Origin of the sequence: Exiguobacterium sp. s192 (genome assembly GCF_018618795.1) — a bacterium.
Lineage (GTDB): Bacteria > Bacillota > Bacilli > Exiguobacteriales > Exiguobacteriaceae > Exiguobacterium_A > Exiguobacterium_A undae.
Window position 1 is genome coordinate 303,763 of record NZ_JACSMS010000002.1, and the last position, 26,592, is coordinate 330,354.

The window sequence follows — 26,592 nt, forward strand, 5'->3', positions numbered from 1 at the left end:
GTAAGTAAGTTAATCAAATCAAACAGGAGGGAACTTGAATGAGAGAATTTGGAATCCGTACCCTTGCATCGCTGTCGGAAATCGACGACATGACATTCGAAGAAGGCGGGGATGGTTTTTTTTGCCGGAATGCCGGTTTTCATGGTCATCTTTTTTGTTCTGATGCTTTCCGTTATCGTGATTTCATTGATTTCATCGGCCTCAAAAGGAATTTCGACGAACGGAATCACGACATCACTCCGGCATCATGCGTCACAACTCGTAACACCATCGGAATCGGGTGCCCAAGACTATTTGACATACATCCGTTCCTTGTCGGTATTTCCGGTTGAAAAGACGAATTTGGAACCGGTTCGTCTCGCAAAAGGAATTTTGGCGCTGATTCAACAGACGGATCTAATCGAAGGAACAACAAAACAAGACATTCTGACGCAATATGCACGGTTGGGTCTGCTTGAAGGCGATCCATTAGCGGACGAACAGCCGGTTCGCCGTCATTCGAGCGCACACGATCATCATCAGATGCATATCGATCAGCATCAGGCAGATCATCAAAATTCCAATCATTCGAATTTTTAACTCATTGTTCATTCCGTTCATCGGAGTGGACTTTTTGTATGAAATCCGTTCATTAGAAGAGTAAAACCCCGCTTTTCCGACATCTGTTTGTAACATACAACCGTTTAGATTAAAGTTAGATGAAAAGCGGTCTTTTTTGAGCATATTTAGTGGAATTCAATAAAAAACCTTTAAGATAGAGTTTAGAAACGAAAAAATTGTGTATCAATGACACGATAGAGGGGATCAATAGATGAAATCATGGCTTAATCGTACGATTGGACGCCAAATTATGTTCGCCTTCTATATGATTATTCTGACACTCGTGCTGACCTCAGCTGGTGTTTACTTTTATACGAAAAATCAAGTGCAGGATTCGCGTCAGGAACTGTTGACGTTGAATGATCATCGCACACGAGCGACGAACTTATACGAATCCTGGCAGAGTCTTCAATACGAAATGCGTGGATTCGTCCTGCTAGGTGATGAGGAGATGCTTGAAGAAATCGAACGGAAAAAAGACGCCATCAATCGCCAGACAACGTGGTTCGAAAAAAATGCGCGTTTTAAAGAAGAAGAACAATACGCAACGGATGCCCGGGCGCTTTATAGTGCCTATACAGAACGCGTCATGCCCAGCTTGACGAACTATGTTGCGGCTAAAAAAGACGGTGACGTCACCGAACCGTTCCTGCAGATGGCGACGCTTGGAAAAGTGACACAGGCACCGCAACTGGATCCGGACCGGAAATTCAACATCAAGACGAAAAGTGCGGCTGATATGAGCTCGAGCATCGTCGACATGGAAACGGTCTTTACAGGTTATCGGAACTCATTAAATCAACAAGAGTTGGCGGCACAAGACAAACTCGGAAAACAAGTGAATGCGTCACAGGTGCTGGGCTTCATCAATTTAGCAGTGCTGTTACTCATCATTGCCTTACTTGTTCGCCCGTTCGTGTCGAAGTTGACGGGACAGTTGCGCCAACTGAACCGCGAAAGCAGTCGATTGGCCAAAGGGGAAGACGCTACACCAATTCCTGTCGTGAACGAACGAGATGAAATCGGGGAATTGACGACGACGTTTAATCAAATGGCGGCGGCGATTTCCACCCAAAAAATGCAACTTGTCTCCAGTAACGACGAACTGCAAATTCAGCAGGAAGAATTGGTCGCGCAACAAGAAGAGTTGCAAACCCAACAAGAAGAGCTGGAAGAAGCCCTTGATATCACGTTACGGAATGAAACCCATTTGCGTTACCGGAACGAACTGACGGAAACTCTCGCGTCACGCGAAACATTGACGGCCTATCCGGCGATCATCGAGAAGTTGATTACAATCACGGATGCCGAATTGGGGGCAATCGTCTTCCTTGAGGAAGACCGCTATACGGATATCGTCTCTTACGGGATGACTGTTGATCAGGAACGTAAACTCTTGACGTCCTCGATGTCCTTGCTCGAGCGGGCGCGCATGCACAAACGGGCTGTCCGGTCGACGAAACAGGTTACGAGCGATCATCCGCTTCCGTATCCATACAGCATGTATGAAACGGTCGTCCCGGTCATGGATCCGGCGACAAATACGATGATTGCAAGCATTTATCTTGTTCGTTACCGTGATCAGTTTAATGACGATCAGACGGAAGAAATTTGGTCGTTCTCACGTCAATTGGCATTGTCGCTTCTGCGGATGCGGGTATTTGATGAAATCGAACGGGAACGTGAAAAAACGTCGAAACTGTTGCACTCGATCCGGGAAGCCGTCATCTACATCGAAGGCGGAAAAATCTTTGCCAATAAACCATTGTTGGCGTTGTTCCACCATCCGGCACATGATCAGTTCAACGATGACGGTTTGATGACGCTGGATGTCAAGATCGAAGAGTTGGCCGTTCAAGTCGACCAACATGAAGCGTTCTTGGATTATATGGACCGCGTATGCAGTCACGAGATCCCGACGGAAGGATTGTCATTATCTCTGAATAAAGAAGAACGGTTTGTTCATGTCTATGCGGAAGGCATCGATTACGGCGGACGATTCCGCGGAACGATGCTCGTCTTACGCGATGTGACGATTGAGACGGGAATCGATCGGATGAAGTCGGAATTCGTATCGACGGTCTCCCATGAACTGCGGACACCACTCGCCTCCATCTTTGGCTACACGGAATTGATGTTGGCGAAAGATTTGCCGGCGGCTCGACAACAACGCTACTTGACGACGATTCATACCGAGACACAACGTCTGACGAGTCTCGTGAATGATTTCCTCGATGTTCAGCGGATGGAATCGAGTCAACAGCAGTATCATTTCAAGGAGCTTGACCTGGCGAACTTGATCCAAGAAGTAGCCGAATTCCAAGCCGGTTCTGCGAAGCGTCACCAATTGAGTCTCGAGACGGGCGATGCACCAGTACGACAGGTTGAAGCGGACGAAGCGAAGATGCGGCAACTGTTTGGAAACCTGATCAATAACGCCATCAAGTATTCACCGGACGGCGGACAGGTGGAGTTACGACTTGAGGAATTAGACGATCGGTTACGGGTCACGGTTTCGGATGAAGGGATCGGTATTCCGCGTCAGGCGTTACCGGAGCTGTTTGGTAAGTTTTATCGGGTCGATAACTCCGACAGCCGGAAAATCGGCGGGACCGGTCTTGGTCTGGCGATTTGTCAAGAAATCGTCCGGGCGCACGAAGGATTGATCCATGTGGAATCGACGGAAGGAAAGGGTTCGGTCTTTACAGTCGAACTGCCATTCGTTCAAGCAGAGGTATCGCTTGAAGAAATCGTGGAGGCACCTTTGTCATCAAACGACCATCTTCGAAAACGTAAATAATGAGGTGTACAGCAAAGACAGTGGGTTCCCCGGAGCCCACTGTCTTTTGTTTTGGACAACGAAAGTGGATTGTAAGGCGATGGAAACGGGAAAATGATTGATAAGAAATCACTCACTCTATTCAGAAAAGGAGCTGTTTTAAATGAACCCTGTCCGTCCTCCTTGCTAAGTCCGGTTGCGTCGAAATATCCGGATTCTTTACTTGATTCGTTTTGCAACAGCTTGCATTCCAGCCTATGTTATCGAGCGGTTGTTTTGGGAGCAACGCGGAATGACGATTCAAGATGTCATCTACGCGGAAATCGTTTTTGCGTTGACACTGGTCGTGTTGGAAATTCCATTTGGTCTGATAGTTGACCGGTTTGGTCGTAAGATGGGCATGATCATCGGTACGTCGTTTGAGTGCCTCTCGTTTCTTGTTCTGCTGCATGCCTTTAGTCTGTCGTCCTTTTTATTCGCAATGGTGCTGGCGGGAATCGGAACAGCTGCCATCAGCGGGACGGAAGACGCGTTGTTGTACGAGTCGATGCAACAGACGGGGGCAAGTGATCGGTTTGAGCAGACGGTCGGGCGAATGAACGCGGTTGGTCTCGGGACGGCAGGCGGGGCCGCTCTGCTGGGAGCGTGGCTCGCACAATCGTTTGATTTGATTACCCATTATTATCTTTCCTTCGGTTTTTTGGTCTGTGCGGTACTGGCGAGTTGTCTTTTGTCGGACACACACAGTGCACGGCCGGCGACCGAACGAACGAATGACAGTGGATGGAATCGTCTCTTGAAAATCCCGGCGTTTGTCCGGATTGTCTTGTTCACCGTCATGTTTGGTACGACGATCACCTTTTTAGATGAGTTTTGGCAACTGTATGTCCGGGATCAGGGGATTGCCGTTTCATGGTTTGGTATCATTCTGATCAGCTTGATGACGGCTCAGGGAATGGGTAATCTGTTGCCGAAACCAACACGTCCGTATACGGTTCTGTGTTATTTGTTGCTGTTGTATATGAGTGGAATCATTCTGCTCGCCGTGATCGAAGGCCGTTGGTCGGTATTGCTGCTAATCGGTATTTTTTTGATCTATGGATGGTCGGAACCTGTTTTGACGACGTTGTTGCAAGACTGTTTGCCGGATGGACGTCGGGCGACCGGCAGTTCGGTGGTCTCGTTCGTCGAGAGTCTCGCGACGATGGCGGCAGGACTCGGTTTCGGACATATCAGCCAGACGATCGGCTTAAACGGGGCGTACTTTTACCTCGGTCTGACCGGTTTGTTGCTGGGACTCGGAATGATGTTTGTCTTGCGGATAAGGGGTTGATAATCCCATTCAACTTTTAGGAAGATTAATTTTTCCTGTAAGAGTTGCGTGTAGCGAGTAATTCTTTTTTTACGAGATGAGGGTGGCAGACTTATAATCTGCCACCCTCATCTGTGTCGAGATTGACGTTTAAGTCAGCCTCATGTTCATGAATCGTTTTCAAAACATGGGTCGATTACGAAACGTGGCGTTCCGCGGAGGCGGGGACGGATTGTTGAAGCCGCCGTGCCGAAGGAAGCATCAACAGCGCGATGACAGCGGCAATCCAGTACACGATTTCGATATTCAAGCGGTCCGCCAGCAGACCAAACAGTAAACTGCCAAGACAAAAACTGAGGGTATAGACGGTTTGCTGCATGCTGTACACGTAAGGTAACCGGGCGATGGGTGTAGCTTCCTGTAACCGGGTATTCATGTCAATGGCCCGTAATTGACTGGCTGCCCCTTGTACGATACAGGCAACGATGGCAAACACGACATGCGGCGCCGAGGCGAAAAGAACGGTCGCGCCAATCGATAATAGGACACTGCTCATCAACAAGGGTGTCCGTTTCGTGCGACGGAGCATACAGTAACTGCCGCCGATCATGCTCAGCAGGTAAAAGGCATTGAGAATGCCCCACCAACTGCCGGACAGTGCGAGGTGCGTATCGATATAAACAAGAAACAACGCTGAAATCCAGGCAGTGCTCGCAAACGCATCGATGCCGAGTAACGCCGTATTGAGACGGGCCGCCGGATGCGTGCGGGTATACCGAAAACTCGATTGGAAAGTCGGCGATTCGTCCGAATCTTCGACCGGATCAGCCAGATGCCGCACTTGATGATGAAACAACGTTGTCCAAAGGGTCGCTCCGATAAACAAGCCGAAGGAAATCATCAAAACAAGATGAGGCGAACCAACACTGACGAAAATGGCTCCAAGCGGCCACATCACGAGTTGGACGACTTGATTGGTTCCTTGGACCAAACTGTTGGCTTTTTGTAAATCATCGGTGATACGGGGCAGGAAGGCGCTCTCGATGGGACGTGCAAAACCATCGAGGAACGCAATCCAAACGACGCACACGAGAAGAGAAGCAAGGGGAAGATCAAGAAAGACGATCAGTCCCAGTGTGATGGTTTTAATCAGTTGGCTGAACAACAGCAAGGAGGCATGTCGAAAGCGTCGTGCAAGAGAAGCAAAGAAAAATCCGCTCATGGTCATGCCTGCGGTCACGGCAATCGGAAACAAGGCAGCTGTACTGGCTTGACCCGTTTGTTGGTAAAGGGTAGCGATGAGCGCGACGATGTAGAGCGCATCTCCCGCATTCGCTACCCACTGGCTGACCAGTAAAGTTGTAAATCGGTTCATCTAAAAAACCTCCACATCGTTCGTATTTAGTTGGTGGATGGATTAATAGATGGATTTACATCGGTCGCCCTCATTTCGTTTTTTTTGATTGTATAAGGAAAATAATGGATTGTCAACGTTATCATTGATGCTCTCGGGGTTTTAGACCGGTCGTTGTTTTTTCAACGCCCGCATATTGAGCAAAACGAACAGAGTCATGAAACCGGTCAAAACGATTAAATCCATCCAAATGTCCGTGAAACCGGCGCCTCGAATCATGATGTTTTGCAAGGCGTCTGCCGCGTAGGTCAACGGCATCAAACGATTGATGACTTCCACCCAAGTCGGAGCATCGGTCAGATCAAAAAGTCCACTGAAAAAAATCTGTGGAACGATGGCGAGCGGGATGAACTGAATCAGTTGAAATTCCGTCCGGGAAAAACTCGACAACAGTAAACCGAGTGATAAGGCAACGCTGGCCGTCAAAAGATTCACGAACAAGAGCAGGAAATAGTTTCCTTCCTGCGTCACGTCCAGAACGTTGACGATAAACAATTGAATGAGGATCGTCTGAATCGTCACGAACAAGAAAAATCCGACGAAATAACCGAAGACGATGCTCGACCGTTTAAGGGGAGTCGCAAGCGTTCGTTCAAGTGTCCCGCTGGACCGTTCCCGCAAAAAGCTGACACCGGCAATGATAAAAACAAACAAGAAGATGAAGAACCCCATCAAGGCAGGCGCGATTTGATCAAACAATTCCGCATCCGGACTACCGTACAAAAACTGGATGTCCGGTTTGGCGCTCGGAGGCACGACAGGGGACGGAGCGTCGAACGTCTGGTTCGTCAACGCGGTGAGTCGTTGTTGCAACTGCTTGACGGTCTCCGAAAGTTTGGTATTCGTCGCGGTCGCCTGTTGTCCCTGAATCGTGATCAACGTTTCTTGAATGACTTGGAGTGCTGCGGCATTTTTCGAGACATCGCCACCTTCTATCAAGATCTCCGGTTGACCGTTCTGATAAGTGATCAAGGCTTCAATCCGTTGATCATTGAGTGCGTCCATGCCCTCGGCTTCTGTTTTAAAAGACGCTGTCTCGGTTTTGGAAGCTAATGTGTCTGCGAAGGCAGACGGTACATCAACCGTTCCGATCGTCACGTCGTCGGAACTTGAGCCGAGAATCGTCGACAGCAAAAAGAGGACAAATAACGGAGCAAGGAACATCATCGCAATCGTTCGTTTGTCCCGAAAAATTTGGGAGATGACACGTTCAGCTACCGTAAGTGTTTGCATCAGGCTCGCTCCTTTTGGATAAATGCTTCGTCGATGGAGCCGAAGCGCTGCACCAGTTCGGCGGGGGTTCCGGCATCAATCAGACGACCATGCTGAATCAACAACAACCGGTCACACCGTTCGGCTTCGTCCATGACGTGTGTCGTGACAAGGATGGTCACACCCGACCGGCGTAATTGTTCGAATTCGTGCCAAAATGTTTTTTTGAGAGCGGGGTCAATTCCGACCGTCGGTTCATCGAGCAACAGTAAACTGGGTTCATGAATCAAAGCGATGGCAAGGCTGAGCCGCCGTTTCATGCCGCCTGAAAATTGATGGATCGGGCGGTCGGTATCGTTCTTTAAATCAACGAACTGGAGCACCGTCTCGATCCGTGCTCGAAGCCGGGCTTTTTTCAGACCATACAGCTTTCCGAAGTAACGGAGGTTGCCGCGCGCCGTCAAGTCTTCGTATAAAGCATCGGCTTGAGCCATATAGCCGATCTGTTCCGCCTGTTCCAATGAAGGTTGTTTTGCACCGAGGACGGTCACTGTCCCTTTCGTCGGTTGCTGAAGCCCGATCAAGGACTTGATCAAAGTCGTTTTTCCCGACCCGCTTGGTCCGATCAAGCCGACGATTTCCCCGCGCCCGATCGTAAACTGTACATCTGTCAGGACCTTGATTTTTCCGAACTGTTGGGAATAATCCGTTACATCAATCATATCGTCACATCCCTTCTCTTTTCCTATACCCGATTCAAGACCGGTCGGTGACTATCATGTCATTTTTTTAAGGATGTTGGCCGACTGAACCATAAACGCAAGGTGACATAAAAATAACAGGCGGAAATGAGGTAAAACAGACTTCCGATTGTCAGGAAATCAATCAGGTAACCTGCCGCGATGATACCAAAAGCAGACCAAAGTGACGTCTTAAAATGATAGTGACCAACGGTACGTCCGATGGTCGTCGGAGCCATGTCTTGTCGGGCAAGAACGGTTTTTTCAGTGTTTTTTTGAAGAGCACCCAGCACCCCCATGATGATTTGAATCAGGTAGACGTGACTGATTTCCGTCACGATCGGAACGTATAACAAAATCAATGCCATGCCAAACGTATGGATCATCAGCAGAAAGCGGTCGCCAAACCGGTCACTGAGGCGACCGATTCCGAGATAGGCGAAGGCGGAAGTTAAGGTGAAGAGTCCGTAAGCAAGACCGAACTGGGCATAGGAGTCGCCAATTTGACGGACCAGCAGCAGATAAAAAGGAAAAATGACGCTGCTGCTCATTAAAATCATACTTTGAATGCGGATAAAAAGAGGATAGTGCATCATCGTCGCCTCACTTGAAATAGTCAATATAAAACTGGTTCATGAAAATCGCTTCCGGATCATACTGCTGTTTCGCTGCTTGGAAGGAAGCAGCTTTCGGATACGCCTGTTGAAACTGGGCGCGTGTCGCAAACGGATAATACGGCAGGTAATAACTGCCGTGATGATCAAGTGTCGCATCAATCAATTTTTGGACGATTCGTTTCGTCTGCCGGATGGAAGCGGCATCGGTCTCCGTGTTGATCAGCCAGACCAGGGCGAACATATCTTGTTTCGCATAGGACAGCACAGCCGATTCATCCCGTTCAACGTAGCGGATCGTGATGTTTAAAACATTCAGTTCCTCCGTCGTCAAAATCGACCGGAGCTGATCGATGTACGGAACAAAAGATTCGACCGGAATAAAGTATTCCTGCAACAGTTCGGTTCGACTGGGACTCGTATAGTCCATAAAGGCACTATCGGAGCGCATGACGTTGTTACGGGATTGAAACGTACCGCTTTGTTTCAGGAAATAGGATTTCTGGAACGACCATAATTGATTTTTCCCGAATTCGCTGTAACGGGAGAGACCAAGCAAGGCCTTCGGTAAAGCGATGATGGTTTCCTGCTTGAGCGTTTCGTCTTCAATCGGGATCGTCCGGTCAGTTTTGCGGTAATTCGTTACATACATCTCTTTGAAAAAGCCGTCCGGTGCAACAGAAATCCGTCCGATGTGCATCCTGACATCTGCATCATCGAGCACGCGTTGTTGAAAATAGGTTGGATACTCACGGTAATCCAACGCGATGGTCTGCTCCGTATACCATTCGTCTTCGGTCAGTTTGAAGGTGACATCCAATATGACACCAAACAGACCATATCCTCCTGGGACCAACCGGAATAAATCCGGATGCTCCGTCCGGCTGACGTTGACGATATGACCGTCGGCGTTCAGCAGACGAAACGATTCGACCGTGTCGAGCAACGAACCGTAGCGGATATCCCGTCCGTGGACATTAACGCTGAGCGCTCCTCCGACTGTGAAGATGTTTTGCGACTGCATGACTTGGATTGCAAGTCCGTCCGGCTGAATCCGTTGTTGAATCTCGGCCCAGGTGACACCGCTTTGTGCGGTGATTCGCCGCTGTTTTGGAGCATAGTCCAAAATCATGTCATAGTTCGTCATATCAAGGACCGTCGCGTCGGCCAAGTAAGTATGTCCGCCTTGGCTGTGTTGAAGTCCGGCAATCGAAATCGTTTCGTGATTCCGTTTTGCCTGCCGTATCCAGTCCGTCAGTTCATCCGGCGATTGAGCGGAACGGACTTGTTTGATTCGGGTCGGTAAGAGTTTGGACTGGTCCGAGCTGATCAGTTTTGGATGTTGATACTGCCAGACCGACCAAGAAAAAGCCGCCATATATAGAACTATGACGGGAAAAATGATGATTCGTTTCATACAGCCTCCTAAGGTTTCGTCGAGATGCAGACAGGTTCAAATGGATCAGACAGTTGCGTCGCTGCTGCTTCGGCCTCGGCAAGTTCCTGCATGGGAGCATGGACCAATTGTTGCCGGCGCAAGCGGTACGCGCGTTCCAGCCGACTCGTCAATAGGTTGGCGAAGAACACAAGCAAGGCTAACGCGATGGCTGGGACCAGGAACATGTGATTGATCCAGGAGAGCGCTGTGAATTGCAGGAAATAATAACCGAACTGGGACGCCCATTCGAAAATGGTCGGCGCGACCCTGTCACCAAATAAAAGAAGGGATCCACCAAAGAAGACACCAAACAAGGAAATGTGAATCAAAACCATCAAAGTCTGGACGAATTGTTGCATGAAGACGATCGTCAACGTCGGCAACAAATGCGGCCAGATGTGTGTCCGGAATTGGTAAAATGGACTTCCGCCGAGCGTCCGGGCAACGAGCATGAACTCTTGCGCGAGCAACTGTCGGGTTTCACTGATTAAGTAAAGCAACAGGGCGGGTAAACCGAGTAACGTCAGGACGCTTACTTCGAGCAAGGCCCGGGACGACATGGACGGAATCAAGGCCGGATCGGTCAACAATAAAGCAGGCAATAAAATAAACAACGCAAGCAAGGAGATCGGGATGATCAAAAAGCCGTCCAACAGGAGTCGCAGACCGGTGTAGAGGCGTTTTCCGCGAAAAGCAAGCGGAACACCAATCAACAAGGCGAGAGCAATCCGGACAAAGGCGACCGTGAAACAAACGCCGATCGTCCACTTGGCACCCTCAATCAGCAATTGCAACAAATCATTCCCGGCACGATCCGTTCCAAGCCAGTGCTCACTCGACGGTTCGAGTGGAGAGGTCGCAAGCAGGGTTCCATCGGCCGAATAAAGATTCGTGATTTGATCGACTTGACCATCCCGAAAAAGTGTATTGCCGACACTGAGCGTCATCAACGCAGCGAACAGGAGCAAACCAATCCAGAAGAGTGGATCGCGTATCAAGACACGTCTCATGAAATTCCTCCTTTCCACGAGCGGGGAATACAAAGTTCCACAACAGTATCAAAAATGAAAAAGGGAACATAAATCAAGAGCAGTAAAACAAGCAGAATCGAAAAATCTTGATTGATCAAAATGAACCGGAACATCCCCTGAACGTTAAAGGTATATTCGATGACGACAAGGCTTGATAGAATCGTAATGATATTCGTCCGGAAAAACAGATAAAACCGGTAAAACAGGTTCGGCAGCAAATGTTGCCAAAACTGACGGGTCGATTGGATACCCTTGGCACGGGCGAGTTCGAGGTAACTTGCTCCCTGTTCTTCCTGAATCCGTCCGGTCAACCACTTGATGAAGAAAAAGACCGTCGTCAACGATAACGTCAAAATGGGTAAAAAACGGACGTGATCGTCAGCACCACCGGCGATTTCAATTCGGTTGAATCCGGTCGTCTTAAATAAAATGATGACGATACACTGTGAAAAGATGACCCAAAACAGATCTGGAACCATTTCCAGCGTCCGTGTCACTTGCGTCAAGAGCGAACGAATCTTAGGGCCGGCTTGATAAAACAAAAAGGCATACAGTAAAGCCGCGACTGCCGAGCAGATCAAGGCACTGTTGAAGATTAGAAGCGTTTCCTGTATAAATGGTTCGAGATCCGGAAACAACAATCTGTTTTCCGCGGCCGTCGCATTATAATAAGTGAGGGTGTCCCACGTCGTCAGCAGCTTGAGTTGCTGTTCGACCGTCTTGAAGTAGTTGGAAAAGTCCGGTCGCATCTGGACGATCAGACCGGGTAAGGCACTGACACCGAGCAAGACGAGTAGAGCCATAATGAGTTGGATGGTCTTGCGGATGACAAATGATTGCATGTTTTCCCTCCTGTACGCCACCGGTTTACCCGATGGCTTGAATGTTGTCATTACCAATTTGAATCAACTGGCTGTTGCGGTTTTTCCGACGCATGACATACCGTTCGAATTGACCGGTCGCGATATAGTCGTCCCGCGTCGACAGTGTCGACAGCGTCAGCAGGATTTGTTTAAGTTGGGGTTGTCCTTCCTTTAGTTTCAGATGGGTCATCTGGTTATTCGCATCCAGACGATTTAAGAACAGTTCGATCTTGCAGCCTTCTTTGATCAGTTCACTGGCCAGAAACGCCGTCTGATCGATGAAAGTCTCGAAGTTCATATGCAGTCCGTAACCGCTTGGTCCGGAAAGATTCAAAGCAAGTGTGAACGTATCTTGGTTGCTCGTTTCAAAAACCTTTGCCTGCAGTCGTCCGGTTTTCGCCGTCGCATACCAATCAATTTCTTTTGACGGTTCAGCTGTATAAGGTTTTGCCCCGAGCTGCACCAGTTTATTTTTCAGCGGGGAGTACCGATCGGCACGTTCTCCGATCCGAAGACGGTGCAACAAGAGCGGTGTCGCTTGTGCCGTCAACGAGGGAAGAACCGTGAATCGGGGAAAGGCATCAAAGGTAAACAAGTAGACACCCATCCGCCAGGGCAGTTTGATCGTCAAGGTGATTTCGTCAAATGCGGACGGTCCCCGGCGTGTCGTCCGGATCGGAATATCCAGTTGCTCATGCGTCCCGATGACGGCATGATACGTATGGGGATGAAGCGGATCCATGTCCGGAAAGACCAGCCCCTCGTCGGTATGCAGACGAAGCGTCGTCTTGAGACCCAGTTTTTGGAGAGCCTCAAGACCAAACAACTGCAACCGTAACGTCGTCGACTCATGATTGAACATGAGCGGCTCATAATGTTTCCATTCCAAGGCAATGGTCGTCATCAATTGTTTTTCCGTCCGACCGACGACGTAATGAACCGTCGCAAGCGATGCGAAGCCGAAACCGAGTAACGATAATCCCGGTATGAACAAGAAGACGAATGTCAGAATGATATAAACGGAGAACAACCGCGATTCGAGCCAAAATGGGACAGAACGTTCAATCTGCATCGTGTCACCCCATTTCGACCGGAACAGGTATGTCGTCGAGCAAATGCACCAAAAGATCGGCTTTCGTCGTTTTGATACCGCCTTCGAGTGTAAGCGTCAAGCGGTGGGACAAGACATGTTTAGCCAGGTATTTGATGTCTTCCGGAATGATGAAGTCACGTCCGTTGAGGAAGGCGTAACTTTGAGAAGCCCGCAGTAACGCAATCGCACCACGGGGACTGACGCCGACTTCGACCAAAGCATGATGACGGGTCGCCTGAACGATTGCAAGCAGATAATCGAGGACGTCCTGTGAAGCGTGGACCCGTCGTGCTGCTTCCTGCCAAGTAATCAAGTCACCGCCCGTCGCGATTCCGACGGCTTGTTTCCGGACGTTCGCCAACACTTCAATCAATAATTGGCGTTCATGCTCAAGATCCGGATAGCCGACTTCAATCGCTACCATGAACCGGTCGAGCTGAGCGTCGGGCAGCGGGAATGTGCCGGCGGATTCAATCGGATTTTGTGTCGCGATGACAAAAAACGGGGCCGGCATCTGATACGTCGTGCCGCCGATCGAAACTTGACGCTCTTCCATCGCTTCGAGTAACGCGGACTGCGTCCGGGGAACAGCCCGATTGATTTCATCAATCAAGACGACGTTGGCAAAGAGGGGTCCCCGTTTGTTCTCAAACTCTTGCGTCTTCAGGTTAAAGAAGTCAGAACCGATGACGTCTGACGGCAGGAGATCGGCCGTGAACTGAATCCGGGAGAAGGCACTGTCAAAACTGTTGGCGAGTGCTTTAGCGAGCATTGTTTTCCCTGTTCCGGGTACATCTTCGAGCAAGATATGGCCTTCTGCGATTAACGCTGTCAGACACAAATCGATGACATCAGCTTTTCCAAGATAAATCGTATTTAATTGATCTTTCAGTTGTTGCAGTTTCATAAAAATCCCTCCGTATCAGTTAATTTGAATTCGAATGACAGTCATTTTTGGAAGATTTGAAGCGCATTATGGTGAAGAATCTCCATAAAAAGAGCAGGATAAGGAAAAAATATCCATTGTTATTAACTGAATTTTAGCACAAATTGAAATTGAGAAGGAACCATTTTCTGAAAATATGAAAAAGCTAACACGATTAACGATAGAAAGGGAAGGGTACATGAATTAGAGAATACGCCAGAGGAGGAATTTTTGATGAAGCTGATTATTTTCGGAGCAACCGGTCAAACGGGACAAGAATTAGTCAAACAGGCAATCGCCCATGGACATACCGTGACGGCTTTTGTCCGTAATCCAGATAAACTCGAGTTGACGGACGAGAAACTGCAGATTATAGAAGGGGACGTACTTAACCAAGAAGCGGTGAATCAAGCCATGCAGGAACAAGACGCAGTAGTGACGGCCCTCGGAACCGAAAGTCTGGCGTACAGCGGATTTTTAGAACGCAGTCTTCTGCGGATCATCAATGCGATGAAGATCAATGGCGTCGAACGAATCGGGTATGTCGCTTCGGCGGGAGTTGATCAGGAACTTCCGGGTGCCCAAGGCTTACTGGCCCAGCAAATCCTGAAGAACCCGTTAAAGGATCATCGTCAGGCCATCGAACTGTTGAAACAGGCGGATGTCGCCTATACGGTGGCACGACCGCTGCGTCTCATGAACGGTCCGTTGACCGGACTGTACCGGCAAGCCGATACCGGTGTACCGGAACAAGCGAAACAAATCAATCGTGCCGATGTCGCTCACTTTTTACTCGAAGCAATCGAGCAGGACGAACATGTCCGGGGGAGCATTGGACTCGCGGAATAAGAATAGCCGATTTTCATGGACCTCATTATGGTCCCTGAAAATCGGCTTTTATCATGCTGTTATAATTAGGTCATTACTGTTGCCGGTAAACGGAGACGGATCCGCCATTGACGAAGAACTGACCGTAACCGTCTTGGTTGATCGTGACAGATGTGGAGTTGTTGCCGGTGATATCTGTCCAAACCTCACCTTTGTTTTGTGTTCCGACGTACATCCACTTGCTGCCGCCCGGTCCATCGGAAAGGATGGTCGCGAGACCTGATTTTGCGCGATCCGTTACCCCTTCGCGTGTCCAACCGATGACATCGGCATTGTCGAGATAATCGTTTTGTTTTCCATAGGCAAAGTCTTTCCGGGCTTTTAAGAGTGGATCGATTTTAGAGCCCAGTGCTGGAATTTCCCGAGTTGAAGTACCTTTTGTCCCGTAGTAATCCCCGTAAAAGACCGACGGATACCCTTGTTCACGCGTTAAGATCATTGCGTAAGCGAGCGGTTTGAACCAAGGCTGGACCGTTGATTCGAGCGATTGGCCGGGTTGTGAATCATGGTTTTCGACAAGTGTGACTGCAAGCGTCGGATTGTCTTGGACGACGGTTCCATTAAAGATTGTCCGCATGTCATAATACCCGCCACCTTTACTCGCCTGTTCGAACTTGTAATGCAGTGGGGCATCGAAGACAGACTGCTGATAGTTCGTCCGGCTGAGATAGTTTTTCAGCGTGCCGAGGTCATTTTGCCAGTATTCGGCTACCGTAAATAACGGTTTGCCGGTTGTTTGCCGGACGTTGGCAAGCCAGTCCGCGAGATAACCGTGTTTGATATGTTTGACGGCGTCGAGTCGGAATCCGTCGAGACCAAGCTCATTGACGTACCATTTACCCCAGTTCTTCATTTCCTGCTGAACTTCCGGATGATCAAAATCGACATCAGCATACATTAAGTAATCATAATTCCCGTTTTCCGTGGATACATCAGTATCCCAGGCTTTTCCTGTACCTCGGAACTTATAGATGGCGCTTTTGGAACGTGACTGATCCCAGTCTGTCCCGTCAAAGTGATACCATTTCCACTTGAAGTTCGAATACGCATTGTTACGTGTGGCGAAATTAAAGCCGGTCCAAGCTTGAATCTGATAATCTCCCGAAATTTCCTGATTGCGGTTGCCGCCGTTGACTTCAACAGCAGTTACCGATTCCGTGAAATCAGCGCCGCCTTTATGGTTCATGACGACATCACCGTAGACATCAATCCCGGCCGTATGCAGTTGATTGATGGCCGATTTCAGCTGTGCTTTCGTTCCGTATTTCGTCCGGACAGTTCCTTTTTGATTAAATTCCCCGAGATCGTACAAATCATACGCACCGTACCCGACATCATTTTGACTCGTTCCTTTGTAAGCGGGCGGAATCCAGACCGAGGTGATCCCGAGCTGATCCAGTTTCGTCGTATCACTGCTCAAGCGGTTCCAATGGTTGCCGTCGTTTGGCAAGTACCATTCAAAATACTGCATCATCGTTCCATTGTCCGCCGTCGCGCCGACTGCAATCGGTTGCACAAGTGGCGCTAAAAAAGTAGCTGTCGCAAGTGTTGCGACAATCAAGCGTTTTTGTTTCATGAAAGAACCTCCTATGAGTTTATGAAAGCGTTTGCATATCTAGTATATCAACCAGACGGCGCCGGTGTATCAACCGCTGCGCTTATTTGCAAACATCTTGTTTTCGTGACTTTTGACCCTAGAATATTTTTTCAGATGAAGAATGATTGCGAAATTGATCTGATATTGAGAAAAAAACAGGACCTTCTGACTCTTGAACATCAGAGTGAATTTTGATTCAGTTTAAGGCCGTGAATTTAAAGGTCTTTTGTCCAGCTTCTCAGATCCGAAATGAGGTGTGAAAATGAGGATGTAACGCCAGCACGTACATATGCGATCAAGGGGGAAACAGTATGAATTGGAAGTCGAAAATCAGCGGTGCGCTTGTCGCGGCACTGGCACTTGGGTCAATTTCGTTTACACCAGTCATTGCTAAAACAGAACCAACCAAAATCGTTGCCGGACCACAGATGGTCACGTCACAATCAACGATCGATGCTTATTATTTACCGGCGTCAGGAAAAACCGGAGCAGCATTAAAGGCATCGTTGCACGACATCATCGATAACCATACACAAGTGTCGTATGATACAGTCTGGACAGCCCTCAAGGAAACAGACCAGGATCCAAACAATGCGAATAACGTCATTGAACTCTATACCGGTAAATCGATTGCGAAAAGTAATAACGGTGGGAACGTTGGTCAATGGAACCGGGAGCATGTCTGGGCAAAATCGCACGGGGACTTCGGAACAAGTAACGGACCGGGAACCGACTTACACCACCTTCGTCCGGAAGATGTTGTCGTCAACAGTGCACGGGGAAATCTTGATTTTGACAACGGCGGAACGAAGTATGCCGGTTGTGACTGTTACCGCGATGGTGATTCATGGGAGCCTCCGACACGTGTCAAAGGCGACATTGCGCGGATGATCTTCTACATGGCGGTCCGTTATGAAGGCGGCGGCGAAATCGATTTGGAAGCATCAGAAAATGTCAGCAACGGTACAAATCCACTTCATGGAAAACTGTCGACGTTAAAAGCATGGAACAAGCTGGATCCAGTCGATGCGATTGAAAAAAGACGAAACGATATCATCTTCGAGAAATGGCAAAAAAACCGGAATCCCTTCATCGATCATCCGGAATACGTGACGTCAATTTGGGGAAATTGAACCAACGATATGAATAAAAGATACATCCCATATTCATGGGATGTGTCTTTTTTGTCGATCATCCAAATGAAGATTCCTTTAAAGAAATCAGTGATGAAACCTTTTTCGTTAACGGGCGTATATACAGAAGTGTAAAAAATGATGAAAGATCAAAAAAGTGATCGGCACTGAGGGGAACGTTGCAGAAGATGAATCGTATGAAATTTCGTGTAAGGCGTATGTATAAAGTTGGTTTCGGCATCATCTCGATGCTGGTCGTGTTTTGGTTCAGCATGGGTCTGTTCGTCGCTAAGGGAGAGCGGCCGTTGGCAAATGGAAAACATCCGTATGTCATCGTGCTGGGAGCCGGTGTCAAAGGAGAGACTCCGTCATTGATTTTAAGCAACCGGATTGAGGCGGCAGCCCGGTACGGCAAACAGTTTCCGGATACGACTTTCATTTTGAGTGGCGGGCAAGGAAAGGGCGAGGCAATTTCTGAAGCCGAAGCGATGCGACGGGGAATGATTGAAGCAGGTATTTCCGAAAATCGTTTGTTACTCGAAGATCAATCGACGTCAACTACGGAAAACCTGACATTTTCGAAACGGTTGTTACCGGAATCTGAAACCCGTGTTTCAATCGTCACGTCAGATTTTCATTTGTATCGCGCACGAAAGGAAGCCGAGCAGATGAACTTGACGACCGATGCGATTCCGGCTGAGACGCCGCTGTCAGGTGTATTACGTTACGGGATGCGCGAGCGTGTCGCGATCATCGTGAAGTATTTTCAGTGAAAAAACACCTTCACAGTTGAACTGTGAAGGTGTCAGTCACTTATTTATTTTGCTGTGAATCGTTTTGCTGTGAACCGCTTTGTTGTGTATTTTTAGGTTGATACTCAGCTGGGGCTTCTTCTTTCCCGAGCGCCACGTCTTTGGCTTCGACCACTTTATTGCTGATCGAATTGAGATCACCTTTGGCTTCGTTTACTGTGTCTTTCACAGACGAAGCATCCGTTTTCACCGTATCGAGTTCCGTGTTGACTTTGTCGTAGACGTTTTGAACGTCTGATGCGACTTCTTGGATGATGCTTGAAGCGCTCTTCACTTGGTTGATGACTTGTGACGCTTTACCTGACGGATCTTCTTTGATGGAAGAAGCCAGTGTCGACACGGAGTCCTTGGCACCACGAAGGCTCTGCTTCGTGTTTTGACGGCTAGATGAACTGAGTAATGTCAAGAGACCACCGACGACTGCCCCTAACAACATTCCCGTAAGTAAACTGACTTGGCGACCAGATGACGCTTCCTGATCGAATTGACGGTTCGGGTTTTCAGCATGTACAGCATGTGGATCGTTTGGTAAGTTTGGTTGCATGATTGACACTCCCTTAAAATATTATTTGACCATGATATGAATATACCCTTATCTGCTAACTGAAAACATGCATTTGTAATACAACAAAAAGACCATCCAATGATATGATGGTCTGAGACGATCCAGTAATCTTACGGTCGATGCTCGTCATCGTGTTTTTCAGTCAGCTTACGGTTGATTTCATCGTAATCAATTTCGATGTCATCCTTATTGCCTTTATAGCCGTACCCTTTTGAAATCACGAGGATTGAAGCGACCAGGACGAAAACGATGATTAGAATGGAGACGACATACAGCCACATGATCCATTCCCCCTTTCATTCTTCCTTTAGTATGACGGAAAAAGCGCCGTTCGTCTAAACGAAAATGTAAATTGTGTGCTAAACTATTTTCAAATGAATATGTTAATGGAACGAGGTGAGACGACATGAGTATACTAGTCGTAGATGATGAGTTTACGAATTTGATGATTTTGGAACGATTGCTTGAAAACGAAGGATACGATGTGGTCAAGGCAATGAGTGGGGAAGAAGCGATGGAACTGATGGAAGACCCGCTGTTCATCGAAACACTTGACGTCGTATTACTCGACGTGGAAATGCCCGGAATCAGTGGAATTGACGCCACACGTTTGATTCGTAAACGGTTTGGCTTGGATGAATTGCCGATTGTCATCGTATCGGGTCGATCCAATGAAGAAGATATTGCCGATGGATTGGATGCCGGTGCCTCCGATTACACGACGAAGCCGATCCGGAAAACGGAATTGTTGGCCCGTGTCCGCAATGCCATGTCACTCAAACAAGCCATTGACGCCCGGAAACGGTACGAAAAGGTGTTACAAGAAGACTTCGACTTGGCGCAAAAATTGCAACAAAGTGTCTTGAGCGCAAACATCGAAGATGAGGATATCCGGATCATGGCAACGTACATCCCGTCAAAAAAACTGGCAGGAGATATGTACGCCTGGTATCGGATTTCGCCTCAGAAATATGGCATCATCTTATTTGACGTGATGGGGCACGGTGTTTCATCCGCTTTGATCACGATGGGCATGAGTTCGATTTTGTTTGAACTGGTGCACCGGATCGGTGACCCGGCAAAAGTGCTTGAAGAATTAAACAAGCAGATGAGCCGGCTGTTTCCGGGAGATGAGACGGAAATCTACTTTACGGCCGTCTATTTGTATATTGAACTCGACGAGATGAAACTCAGCTACGCTAATGCGGGACATCCACCCGGTTTATTACGGATGGGCAATCAAATCATTCCGCTTGAGAACACAGGCCTTCCGGTCGGGATGTTCGAGGATTCCGAGTATACGAGCCATACGATTGACCTCGTTTCGCCTGGATGTGTCTACTTGTATACAGATGGTTTCATGGAATTGTACAGTAAGGGGATTGATGAGGGGATCAGCGCGATTCGTGAATTGATCCAGCAACAAGGGCCGGGCATTCACCAGCTCATTCAACCGGATCAGAGTGATGATGCGGACGATTTGTGTCTCGTCACGGTTGAAATCAATTAAAAAATGAAAAAACCACTCACTTTCGAGAGTCGTTTAGATTGGGGACAGAGCGGACAGCTGTCCGTTCCTCCAATTCTGCGAACGTCTTGAAAAGCGGGTGGTTTTTTTGGTTTGTTTGCTAGAAGAATCGTCGGCGCCATAAAATAAAGGCAGCTAAACCGGAGAAGAAAATCATCATCCCGAAGACAATCCAAAATCCGATGACTTCGCCTTCCCACGGGACATGGACGTTCATTCCGAACATTCCGGAAATCATCGTCGGAATCGAAATGACGATCGTGATTGACGCCAAAAACTTCATGACGAAGTTGACGTTGTTCGAGATGACGGAACCAAATGTATCCATCGTCGAACTGATGATGTCTTTGTAGATTTGGGCCATTTCCATCGCTTGACGGTGTTCGACGAACACATCTTCCAGCAAGTCTTCATCATCCTCGTGTTTTTCAAGACTCGGTGTCTTGATGATGCGATCGAGGACGCCGTCATTGGATTTTAAGGAAGTCATGAAATAAACAAGTGACTTCTGCAGGTTCATCAATTGGAAGATTTCCTGATTTCGCATCGATCGTTGTAATTCTTCCTCCAATTCATCCATCCGGCGATCGATTTGCCGGAGGAACCGGAGATAGGAGGAACTGACTTTATATAAGATTTGAAAGACGAACCGTGAGCGGTAGTTCGTCCGGAACGCGCGGAGTTTTCCGCTCGAGAACAAAGTCAACACATCAAGCTGTTGCGAACAGACAGTGATGAAATGTCTCGACGTTACGATGATACCAAGTGGAATCGTATTGTACCGTCGTCCAGATGATTCTTCTTCAATGTAGGGTACATCGACGATCATCAATAACCCTTCATCATCTTTCTCAAAACGAGGTTTTTCCTCGACGTCCAGTGGATCGTAGATAAAATCCTCAGGAATTTTTGTGGCAGCGATGACTTGATCGGCTTCGTCTTTTGTCGGATTGACAAGATGAATCCAAGAACCTTTCGTGAACTCTTGGATTTCGTTGACTGCCCCCGTCACATCGCTTCGATAAATCGTCAACATTTGTCTATCCCTCCTGCTCTTCACTTTTTTATTATAGGAACACTATGGAGGGCGTGTAAATGATTCTCAGATTTTTTTTTGAAACGATTAATGATAAAATACAAACAAGGGAGGGAATACGATGCCTTTTTTCAATACAAAAAAATTAGAAGAACTGCGTATGATTGCAGGTGGCGATGAAGTGTTTCTACAAAAAATCGGTGAGACGTACATCGCTCAATTCGATCGTAAGTTTCCGGAATTGAAAGACGCAGTCGCAGCAAATGATGCGGTACAGACCGAAAAATTAGCTCACTTACTAAAAGGCGCCTCCTATTCCGTTGCAGCGGACGACTTAGCAGATGATTTTGAACTTCTAGAGCGTGAGGCGGAGACGGGTTCGTTAACGAATGCCTCCGATATCTTGCACCGGGTCGAGCAATGTATGGTCGATTTCAGGAAAGTATGGCTGGATGTCTTTCTCGGCAAAAATCCTGATTCGGTCCAATGAAATAAAACAAATTCGTTTTCGACGAATGAGAAAAACCGTCCTCCTAGTGTTCAGGAAGACGGTTTTTTCGTGATGTAAGAATTAGAGGACGTATGTATCAACCGTTTCGATCAAGCGACCGATTTCCGGTTTCGTGATTTGCGCATTGACTCCGACCGATTCTCCTTTATGACGGAGGTCATCCGAAATCAGGGACGAGAACACGACGATCGGCAACTCGGTATACCGGTCATCTTCACGAAGACGTTTCGTCAAATGTAATCCGTCCATTTTCGGCATCTCGATATCCGTGATCAAGAGATCGCAGTCGCTTCCCGCCTCAAAGGCATCAAACGCATCCTTTCCGTTGATGAACCATTTCAGACCGTGATAACCCGCTTCTTCGAGCGTTTCGATGATGAGGGTCCGCAACATCTCCGAGTCCTCGGCAATCCAGATCGTTTTGTTCGACCGATTACGCGGCAGAACACGACGTCCTTCTTCGCGGGCGAAGATGTCTTTACGTGAAAGCTCGAGGGCGATTTTTTCATAATCGAGCAAGATGATCATTTTATCACCGGTCTTGACGACACCGTTCGTCAATCCTTCAATTCCACGTGCCAGCTCATTCGGCGTATCAATCTGTTCCCACGAGATACGGCGGATTTCAGTCACGGCGTCTACCCGGAGAACACTTTTTTCTCCGTTGAATTCACAGATGATCAAGCGATCATCCGTCGTTTCTTCGTGGGCAACGCCGATGACAGTCGGTAAATCGATCACGGTCATGACTTCACCGCGCAATTCAATTAAGCCTTTGACAGCATCCGGTGTTCCCGGGAGTGGAGTCATTGGTAGCGGGACGATGATTTCCCGGACCTTCATGACATTGATACCAAACGTATACGGACCACAGTGGAAAATGACGATTTCCAATTCATTTGTTCCGGCTTCTAATAAAATATCGTGTTGATTGTACACGTTATCGAGCTCCTTTCAATCCTGCACTGCACTTCTGACTAGTTATCGGCAGATAGCGGAAAAAATTACATACGAAAAAGAATAAAAAAATTGTTGTAATCGCTTTCATTTTATGTTAAGCAAAAAGTTTGGCATTTGTCTGACCAATTGATTACAATAAGCTATGCAGCCACACACTGAAGTGAGAGAGAAAAAAGATATGGAGGTCGAGTGGAATGACTACAGCAACAACGTATACATTTTTATTAGATGGACAATGGCATGAAAGTGAATCCAATGAAACGATTGAAATTTCTTCACCTTATAAAGAAGACATAGTGGGTCGTGTTCAAGCGATGACAAAACCGGAAGTCGATCGAGCGATCGCTTCAGCCAAAACGGCACAAGCGGAATGGGCAAAAGTACCGGCCAACAAACGAGCGGAATTACTCCATGCTTGGGCAACTGAACTTGAGAAGCGGGCGGATGAGATTGGGAAAGTCATCATGCGTGAAGTCGGTAAAGGTCTTGCGGACGGGATCAAGGAAGTAAAACGGACAGCTGAAATCATTCGTTATACAGCGGAAGAAGGTCTTCGTTTTGATGGACAGATGATGCAAGGGGATTCATTCCCGGGCGGAAGCGCCAAAAAAATCGCTGTCATTAAAAAAGCACCACTCGGCGTCGTACTGGCGATTTCACCGTTTAACTATCCGGTCAACCTCGCAGCGGCGAAACTTGCACCAGCCTTGATGACAGGAAATGCTGTCGTCTTCAAACCGGCGACACAAGGATCAATCAGCGGTATCTTGATGGTAGAAGCTCTTGTCGCAGCAGGTCTGCCGGCAGGACTCGTCAATCTCGTAACCGGTCGTGGATCGGTCATCGGTGATTATTTGACAGCTCATCCCGGCATCAACATGATTACGTTCACAGGTGGTACGGCGACGGGACAACATCTCTCGCGTCAATCGTCAATGATTCCACTCGTTCTCGAACTTGGCGGGAAAGACCCGGCCCTCGTTCTGGAAGATGCGGATCTTTCGCTCGCGGCAGATCACATCATCAGCGGTGCGTTTTCATATTCCGGACAACGTTGTACAGCAATCAAACGTGTATTCGTTCTTGAACCTCAGGCAGATGCGCTCGTCGCAGAATTGTCTGCACGAATCGCGAAATTGACAGTCGGTTCACCGGAAGACGAAAGTGTTGTCGTCCCATTGATCGATGCGAAGTCAGCTGATTTCGTCGAAGGTCTGATTACGGATGCGAACGAAAAAGGCGCTACGCTCGTCACAGGTGGAAACCGGACAGCGAACTTGATCGAACCAACGTTGTTTGACCATGTCACACGCGATATGCGGATTGCATGGGAAGAACCGTTCGGACCGGTCTTACCAATCATTCGAGTCAACTCGGTCGAAGAGATGATCGCTTATGCGAACGAATCGGAATACGGTCTTCAAGCAAGTGTCTTCACAGAAAACATCGACGCAGCGTTCAGCGTGGCTGACGCGCTCGAAACCGGTTCGGTTCAAATCAATGGTCGGACGGAACGTGGTCCCGATCACTTCCCGTTCATCGGTGTGAAATCTTCAGGTCTCGGCGTACAAGGCGTCGGACGAAGCTTAGCTTCGATGACACGCGATAAATTAACCGTCCTCAACTTAAAATAAGCAGCAAAACGACCTTTCAATCTGCGGAAAGGTCGTTTTTTTTGCATCCAAATGACGCTTAGGGACGTATGCTGTTTACCTGAATATTCGATGACAGCAGACAAAATTTGCCGCTGTCACTCCTTTCTCTCTATAATGAAGGAAACGATGGAGAGAAAAGAGGGGTTTTCCCATGTCACAAGAAGATGAAATCTTTGTATTACCTATACCCACACCGTTTCCGGTCGGTGATGTGAACTGTTACGTCTTACGGACGAAAACAGAAACAATCCTGATCGATTGTGGTCCGGATACGGAACAGGCTTGGCAGGCGATGCAAAAAGGATTGGCACACATCGGCTTAACCGTTTCCATGCTCGATAAAGTGATCGTGACGCACCATCATGCGGATCATGCGGGCATGGCGTACCGTTTCTCGGACCAAGGAATTCCGATTTACGGACATGCCCGATTACGTCCGTATCTGGAACAAGACGAGACTTTTTTGAGCCAAGGCGACGATTTCTTACAACGTCTGGCGATTTCGTTTGGTATACCGGAAGAAATCCGGACGCTTCTGCCCAGCTACATGTCGGCCTTGAAATGGCTCGGAAAAGGACGGTTGGATCATGTCTTGCAGGAGGGCGATTCGATTTGTGAGTCCGGTACATACCGAGTCCTCGAGCTACCGGGACATGCGAGTGATCAAATCGGTATTTTGAGTCAAACCGGTGTTCTGTTTGCGGCCGATCATCTGTTGGCCCGGGTCGAACCCAACCCGTTGCTTGAGCAGCCGCAGAGCGGCGATACGTCGGACGCGAAACGTCCTGTATTGGCCTATATGCGTTCGCTTCGGAAATTACAGGGAGAACAGATCGAGCTGGCCTACACCGGTCACGGTGAACCGATTCGCGATGTTCCGTCCTTGATTGAAGAACGGCTGTTACAACGCAAGGCAAGAGGGGAACAGTTGCTGAAGCACATAGAAGGAGAACAGACACTGTTCGAATTGGCCCGTGTGACATACGGCAACCGCTTAAAAAAATCATTTCCGCTTGTCATGAGTGAGATGAAGGCACGTCTCGACTACCTTGTCGCCAGTGGACAGATTACGGTCGTCAAACGAGACGGGATTTTATATTATGCCAAACAAGGTGAAAGCTCATGAATCTACTGAATAAAGTCGTCGTCTTGACCGGTGCCTCGAGTGGTCTCGGCGAGGCACTTGCGCGTGAACTGAATCGCTACGGGGCAAACTTGATTTTAGTGGCGAGACGGGAAGACCGGTTACGTCAACTGGCAAAAGACTTGAATGCCGAGTATTTTGTCTATGACTTGGAACATTCACCGGAGCTTCTTGCAGAACAGATCGCAGAGCGGTATGGCATGATTGATGTACTGATCAACAACGCAGGATTCGGGGAGTTTAGTTTTTTGGAAGATACGACAATCGAGACGATTGAATCGATGACGCGGATTAACGTTCTCAGTCCGATTCGACTGACAAAAGCGTGTCTGCGTCTGTTCCGCCCAAACGGGATGGTCATCAACGTCGCCAGTCAGGCAGGCAAGTTGCCGACACCGAAGTCGACGATCTACTGCATGACGAAGGCCGCCTTGCTGCAGTTTTCAAACGCCTTGCGTCTGGAACTCAAGCCAAAAGGAATACATGTCATGACCGTCAATCCGGGACCGATCGCAACGGAATTTTTCGTTCGTGCAGATATCAGCCGGAAATACGAAAAAAACGTGGCGAACATTCTCTTATCAAAAGAGAAATTGGCGCAAACAATCGTCCGGGCGATGGTCAAAAAAAAGCGGGAAGTCAACGCCCCTTTCTGGATGGAAGGTTCCGCCAAAGCATATGCGCTGTTTCCGAGGATGATCGAATGGTTCGGGAAATCAGGTTTTGATAAAAAATAAAAGGG

The 26,592-nt window shown here is 48.2% G+C and carries 25 protein-coding genes; 11 read left to right on the forward strand and 14 right to left on the reverse strand.

All coding sequences use genetic code 11. The features are described from left to right. Positions 1-129 precede the first annotated feature (129 nt). The 3 genes from KNP87_RS06480 to KNP87_RS06490 all read left to right on the forward strand — a co-directional run bounded on the left by KNP87_RS06480 (position 130) and on the right by KNP87_RS06490 (position 4,712). Complete coding sequence (locus KNP87_RS06480) at positions 130-579, forward strand: hypothetical protein (protein WP_214721165.1); 450 nt, start codon at positions 130-132, stop codon at positions 577-579. Between the two features lie 232 nt (positions 580-811). Then, positions 812-3,400, forward strand: coding sequence for a HAMP domain-containing sensor histidine kinase (locus KNP87_RS06485; RefSeq protein WP_214721166.1), 2,589 nt, complete (start codon positions 812-814; stop codon positions 3,398-3,400). Positions 3,401-3,575: 175 nt separating this feature from the next. After that, positions 3,576-4,712 carry an MFS transporter gene (locus tag KNP87_RS06490; RefSeq protein WP_251135470.1) on the forward strand — a complete coding sequence of 379 codons (1,137 nt, stop codon included), beginning with the start codon at positions 3,576-3,578 and terminating at the stop codon, positions 4,710-4,712. Between the two features lie 175 nt (positions 4,713-4,887). On the opposite strand, the gene KNP87_RS06495 is transcribed toward KNP87_RS06490, so the two are convergent. The 9 genes from KNP87_RS06495 to KNP87_RS06535 all read right to left on the reverse strand — a co-directional run bounded on the left by KNP87_RS06495 (position 4,888) and on the right by KNP87_RS06535 (position 14,003). Then, a complete protein-coding gene (locus KNP87_RS06495) occupies positions 4,888-6,066 on the reverse strand; it encodes an MFS transporter (protein ID WP_214721167.1) in 1,179 nt (392 codons plus the stop codon). 141 nt (positions 6,067-6,207) lie between these two features. Further along, positions 6,208-7,338 carry an ABC transporter permease gene (locus tag KNP87_RS06500; protein WP_028106712.1) on the reverse strand — a complete coding sequence of 377 codons (1,131 nt, stop codon included), beginning with the start codon at positions 7,336-7,338 and terminating at the stop codon, positions 6,208-6,210. Beyond that, entirely contained in the window at positions 7,338-8,039 is a 702-nt protein-coding gene (locus tag KNP87_RS06505) for an ABC transporter ATP-binding protein (RefSeq protein WP_214721168.1), read from the reverse strand. The genes KNP87_RS06500 and KNP87_RS06505 overlap by 1 nt, the downstream gene beginning before the upstream one ends. Before the next feature lie 59 nt (positions 8,040-8,098). After that, the gene (locus tag KNP87_RS06510; RefSeq protein WP_214721169.1) at positions 8,099-8,650 is read right to left on the reverse strand and encodes an MFS transporter; all 552 of its coding nucleotides are present in this window, start codon (positions 8,648-8,650) and stop codon (positions 8,099-8,101) included. Positions 8,651-8,660: 10 nt separating this feature from the next. Then, a complete protein-coding gene (locus KNP87_RS06515; protein WP_214721170.1) occupies positions 8,661-10,088 on the reverse strand; it encodes an FAD-binding oxidoreductase in 1,428 nt (475 codons plus the stop codon). 8 nt (positions 10,089-10,096) lie between these two features. Beyond that, positions 10,097-11,119, reverse strand: a complete 1,023-nt coding sequence (locus KNP87_RS06520; protein ID WP_214721171.1) for an ABC transporter permease subunit — start codon at positions 11,117-11,119, stop codon at positions 10,097-10,099. Next, complete coding sequence (locus KNP87_RS06525; protein WP_214721172.1) at positions 11,116-11,982, reverse strand: ABC transporter permease subunit; 867 nt, start codon at positions 11,980-11,982, stop codon at positions 11,116-11,118. Before KNP87_RS06525 ends, KNP87_RS06520 begins: the two co-directional genes overlap by 4 nt. Before the next feature lie 25 nt (positions 11,983-12,007). After that, a complete protein-coding gene (locus tag KNP87_RS06530) occupies positions 12,008-13,075 on the reverse strand; it encodes a DUF58 domain-containing protein (RefSeq protein WP_214721173.1) in 1,068 nt (355 codons plus the stop codon). Positions 13,076-13,079: 4 nt separating this feature from the next. Continuing rightward, positions 13,080-14,003, reverse strand: coding sequence for an AAA family ATPase (locus KNP87_RS06535; protein ID WP_026833494.1), 924 nt, complete (start codon positions 14,001-14,003; stop codon positions 13,080-13,082). A 252-nt stretch (positions 14,004-14,255) separates the two neighbouring features. Between KNP87_RS06535 and KNP87_RS06540 the strand changes: the two genes are divergently transcribed. Beyond that, a complete protein-coding gene (locus tag KNP87_RS06540; RefSeq protein WP_214721174.1) occupies positions 14,256-14,870 on the forward strand; it encodes an NAD(P)-dependent oxidoreductase in 615 nt (204 codons plus the stop codon). A 73-nt stretch (positions 14,871-14,943) separates the two neighbouring features. On the opposite strand, the gene amyS is transcribed toward KNP87_RS06540, so the two are convergent. Next, positions 14,944-16,485 (reverse strand): alpha-amylase, encoded by a 1,542-nt coding sequence (gene amyS / locus KNP87_RS06545; RefSeq protein WP_214721175.1) that lies wholly within the window; start codon positions 16,483-16,485, stop codon positions 14,944-14,946. Positions 16,486-16,817: 332 nt separating this feature from the next. On the opposite strand from amyS, the gene KNP87_RS06550 reads away from it, so the two are divergent. Continuing rightward, positions 16,818-17,639 (forward strand): endonuclease I family protein, encoded by an 822-nt coding sequence (locus KNP87_RS06550; RefSeq protein WP_026833491.1) that lies wholly within the window; start codon positions 16,818-16,820, stop codon positions 17,637-17,639. Positions 17,640-17,857: 218 nt separating this feature from the next. After that, entirely contained in the window at positions 17,858-18,412 is a 555-nt protein-coding gene (locus tag KNP87_RS06555) for a YdcF family protein (RefSeq protein WP_251135471.1), read from the forward strand. Positions 18,413-18,452: 40 nt separating this feature from the next. Here the strand turns inward: KNP87_RS06555 and KNP87_RS06560 are convergent, their stop codons facing one another. Both KNP87_RS06560 and ytzI read right to left on the reverse strand, forming a co-directional pair. Next, positions 18,453-18,995 carry a hypothetical protein gene (locus KNP87_RS06560; RefSeq protein ID WP_214721176.1) on the reverse strand — a complete coding sequence of 181 codons (543 nt, stop codon included), beginning with the start codon at positions 18,993-18,995 and terminating at the stop codon, positions 18,453-18,455. Positions 18,996-19,126: 131 nt separating this feature from the next. Then, positions 19,127-19,297, reverse strand: coding sequence for a YtzI protein (gene ytzI, locus KNP87_RS06565; RefSeq protein WP_114596274.1), 171 nt, complete (start codon positions 19,295-19,297; stop codon positions 19,127-19,129). 125 nt (positions 19,298-19,422) lie between these two features. Here ytzI and KNP87_RS06570 point away from each other — a divergent pair, with 125 nt between their 5' ends. Next, positions 19,423-20,526, forward strand: a complete 1,104-nt coding sequence (locus KNP87_RS06570; protein ID WP_026833488.1) for a PP2C family protein-serine/threonine phosphatase — start codon at positions 19,423-19,425, stop codon at positions 20,524-20,526. A 118-nt stretch (positions 20,527-20,644) separates the two neighbouring features. Here KNP87_RS06570 and KNP87_RS06575 read toward each other — a convergent pair whose 3' ends face one another. After that, positions 20,645-21,580 carry a magnesium transporter CorA family protein gene (locus tag KNP87_RS06575; protein WP_026828838.1) on the reverse strand — a complete coding sequence of 312 codons (936 nt, stop codon included), beginning with the start codon at positions 21,578-21,580 and terminating at the stop codon, positions 20,645-20,647. 121 nt (positions 21,581-21,701) lie between these two features. Here KNP87_RS06575 and KNP87_RS06580 point away from each other — a divergent pair, with 121 nt between their 5' ends. Then, entirely contained in the window at positions 21,702-22,070 is a 369-nt protein-coding gene (locus KNP87_RS06580) for an Hpt domain-containing protein (protein WP_026833487.1), read from the forward strand. 81 nt (positions 22,071-22,151) lie between these two features. Here KNP87_RS06580 and KNP87_RS06585 read toward each other — a convergent pair whose 3' ends face one another. After that, positions 22,152-23,030, reverse strand: coding sequence for a chemotaxis protein CheV (locus KNP87_RS06585; RefSeq protein ID WP_026833486.1), 879 nt, complete (start codon positions 23,028-23,030; stop codon positions 22,152-22,154). Positions 23,031-23,245: 215 nt separating this feature from the next. Between KNP87_RS06585 and KNP87_RS06590 the strand changes: the two genes are divergently transcribed. From KNP87_RS06590 to KNP87_RS06600, 3 genes are all read left to right on the forward strand, one after another. Then, on the forward strand, positions 23,246-24,685 hold the full coding sequence (locus tag KNP87_RS06590; protein WP_119922537.1) for an NADP-dependent glyceraldehyde-3-phosphate dehydrogenase: 1,440 nt from the start codon (positions 23,246-23,248) through the stop codon (positions 24,683-24,685). A 172-nt stretch (positions 24,686-24,857) separates the two neighbouring features. Next, positions 24,858-25,832: an MBL fold metallo-hydrolase gene (locus KNP87_RS06595; protein WP_214721177.1), complete on the forward strand. Its 975-nt coding sequence runs from the start codon at positions 24,858-24,860 to the stop codon at positions 25,830-25,832. Next, positions 25,829-26,587, forward strand: coding sequence for an SDR family NAD(P)-dependent oxidoreductase (locus tag KNP87_RS06600; protein ID WP_214721178.1), 759 nt, complete (start codon positions 25,829-25,831; stop codon positions 26,585-26,587). The genes KNP87_RS06595 and KNP87_RS06600 overlap by 4 nt, the downstream gene beginning before the upstream one ends. Positions 26,588-26,592 lie beyond the last annotated feature (5 nt).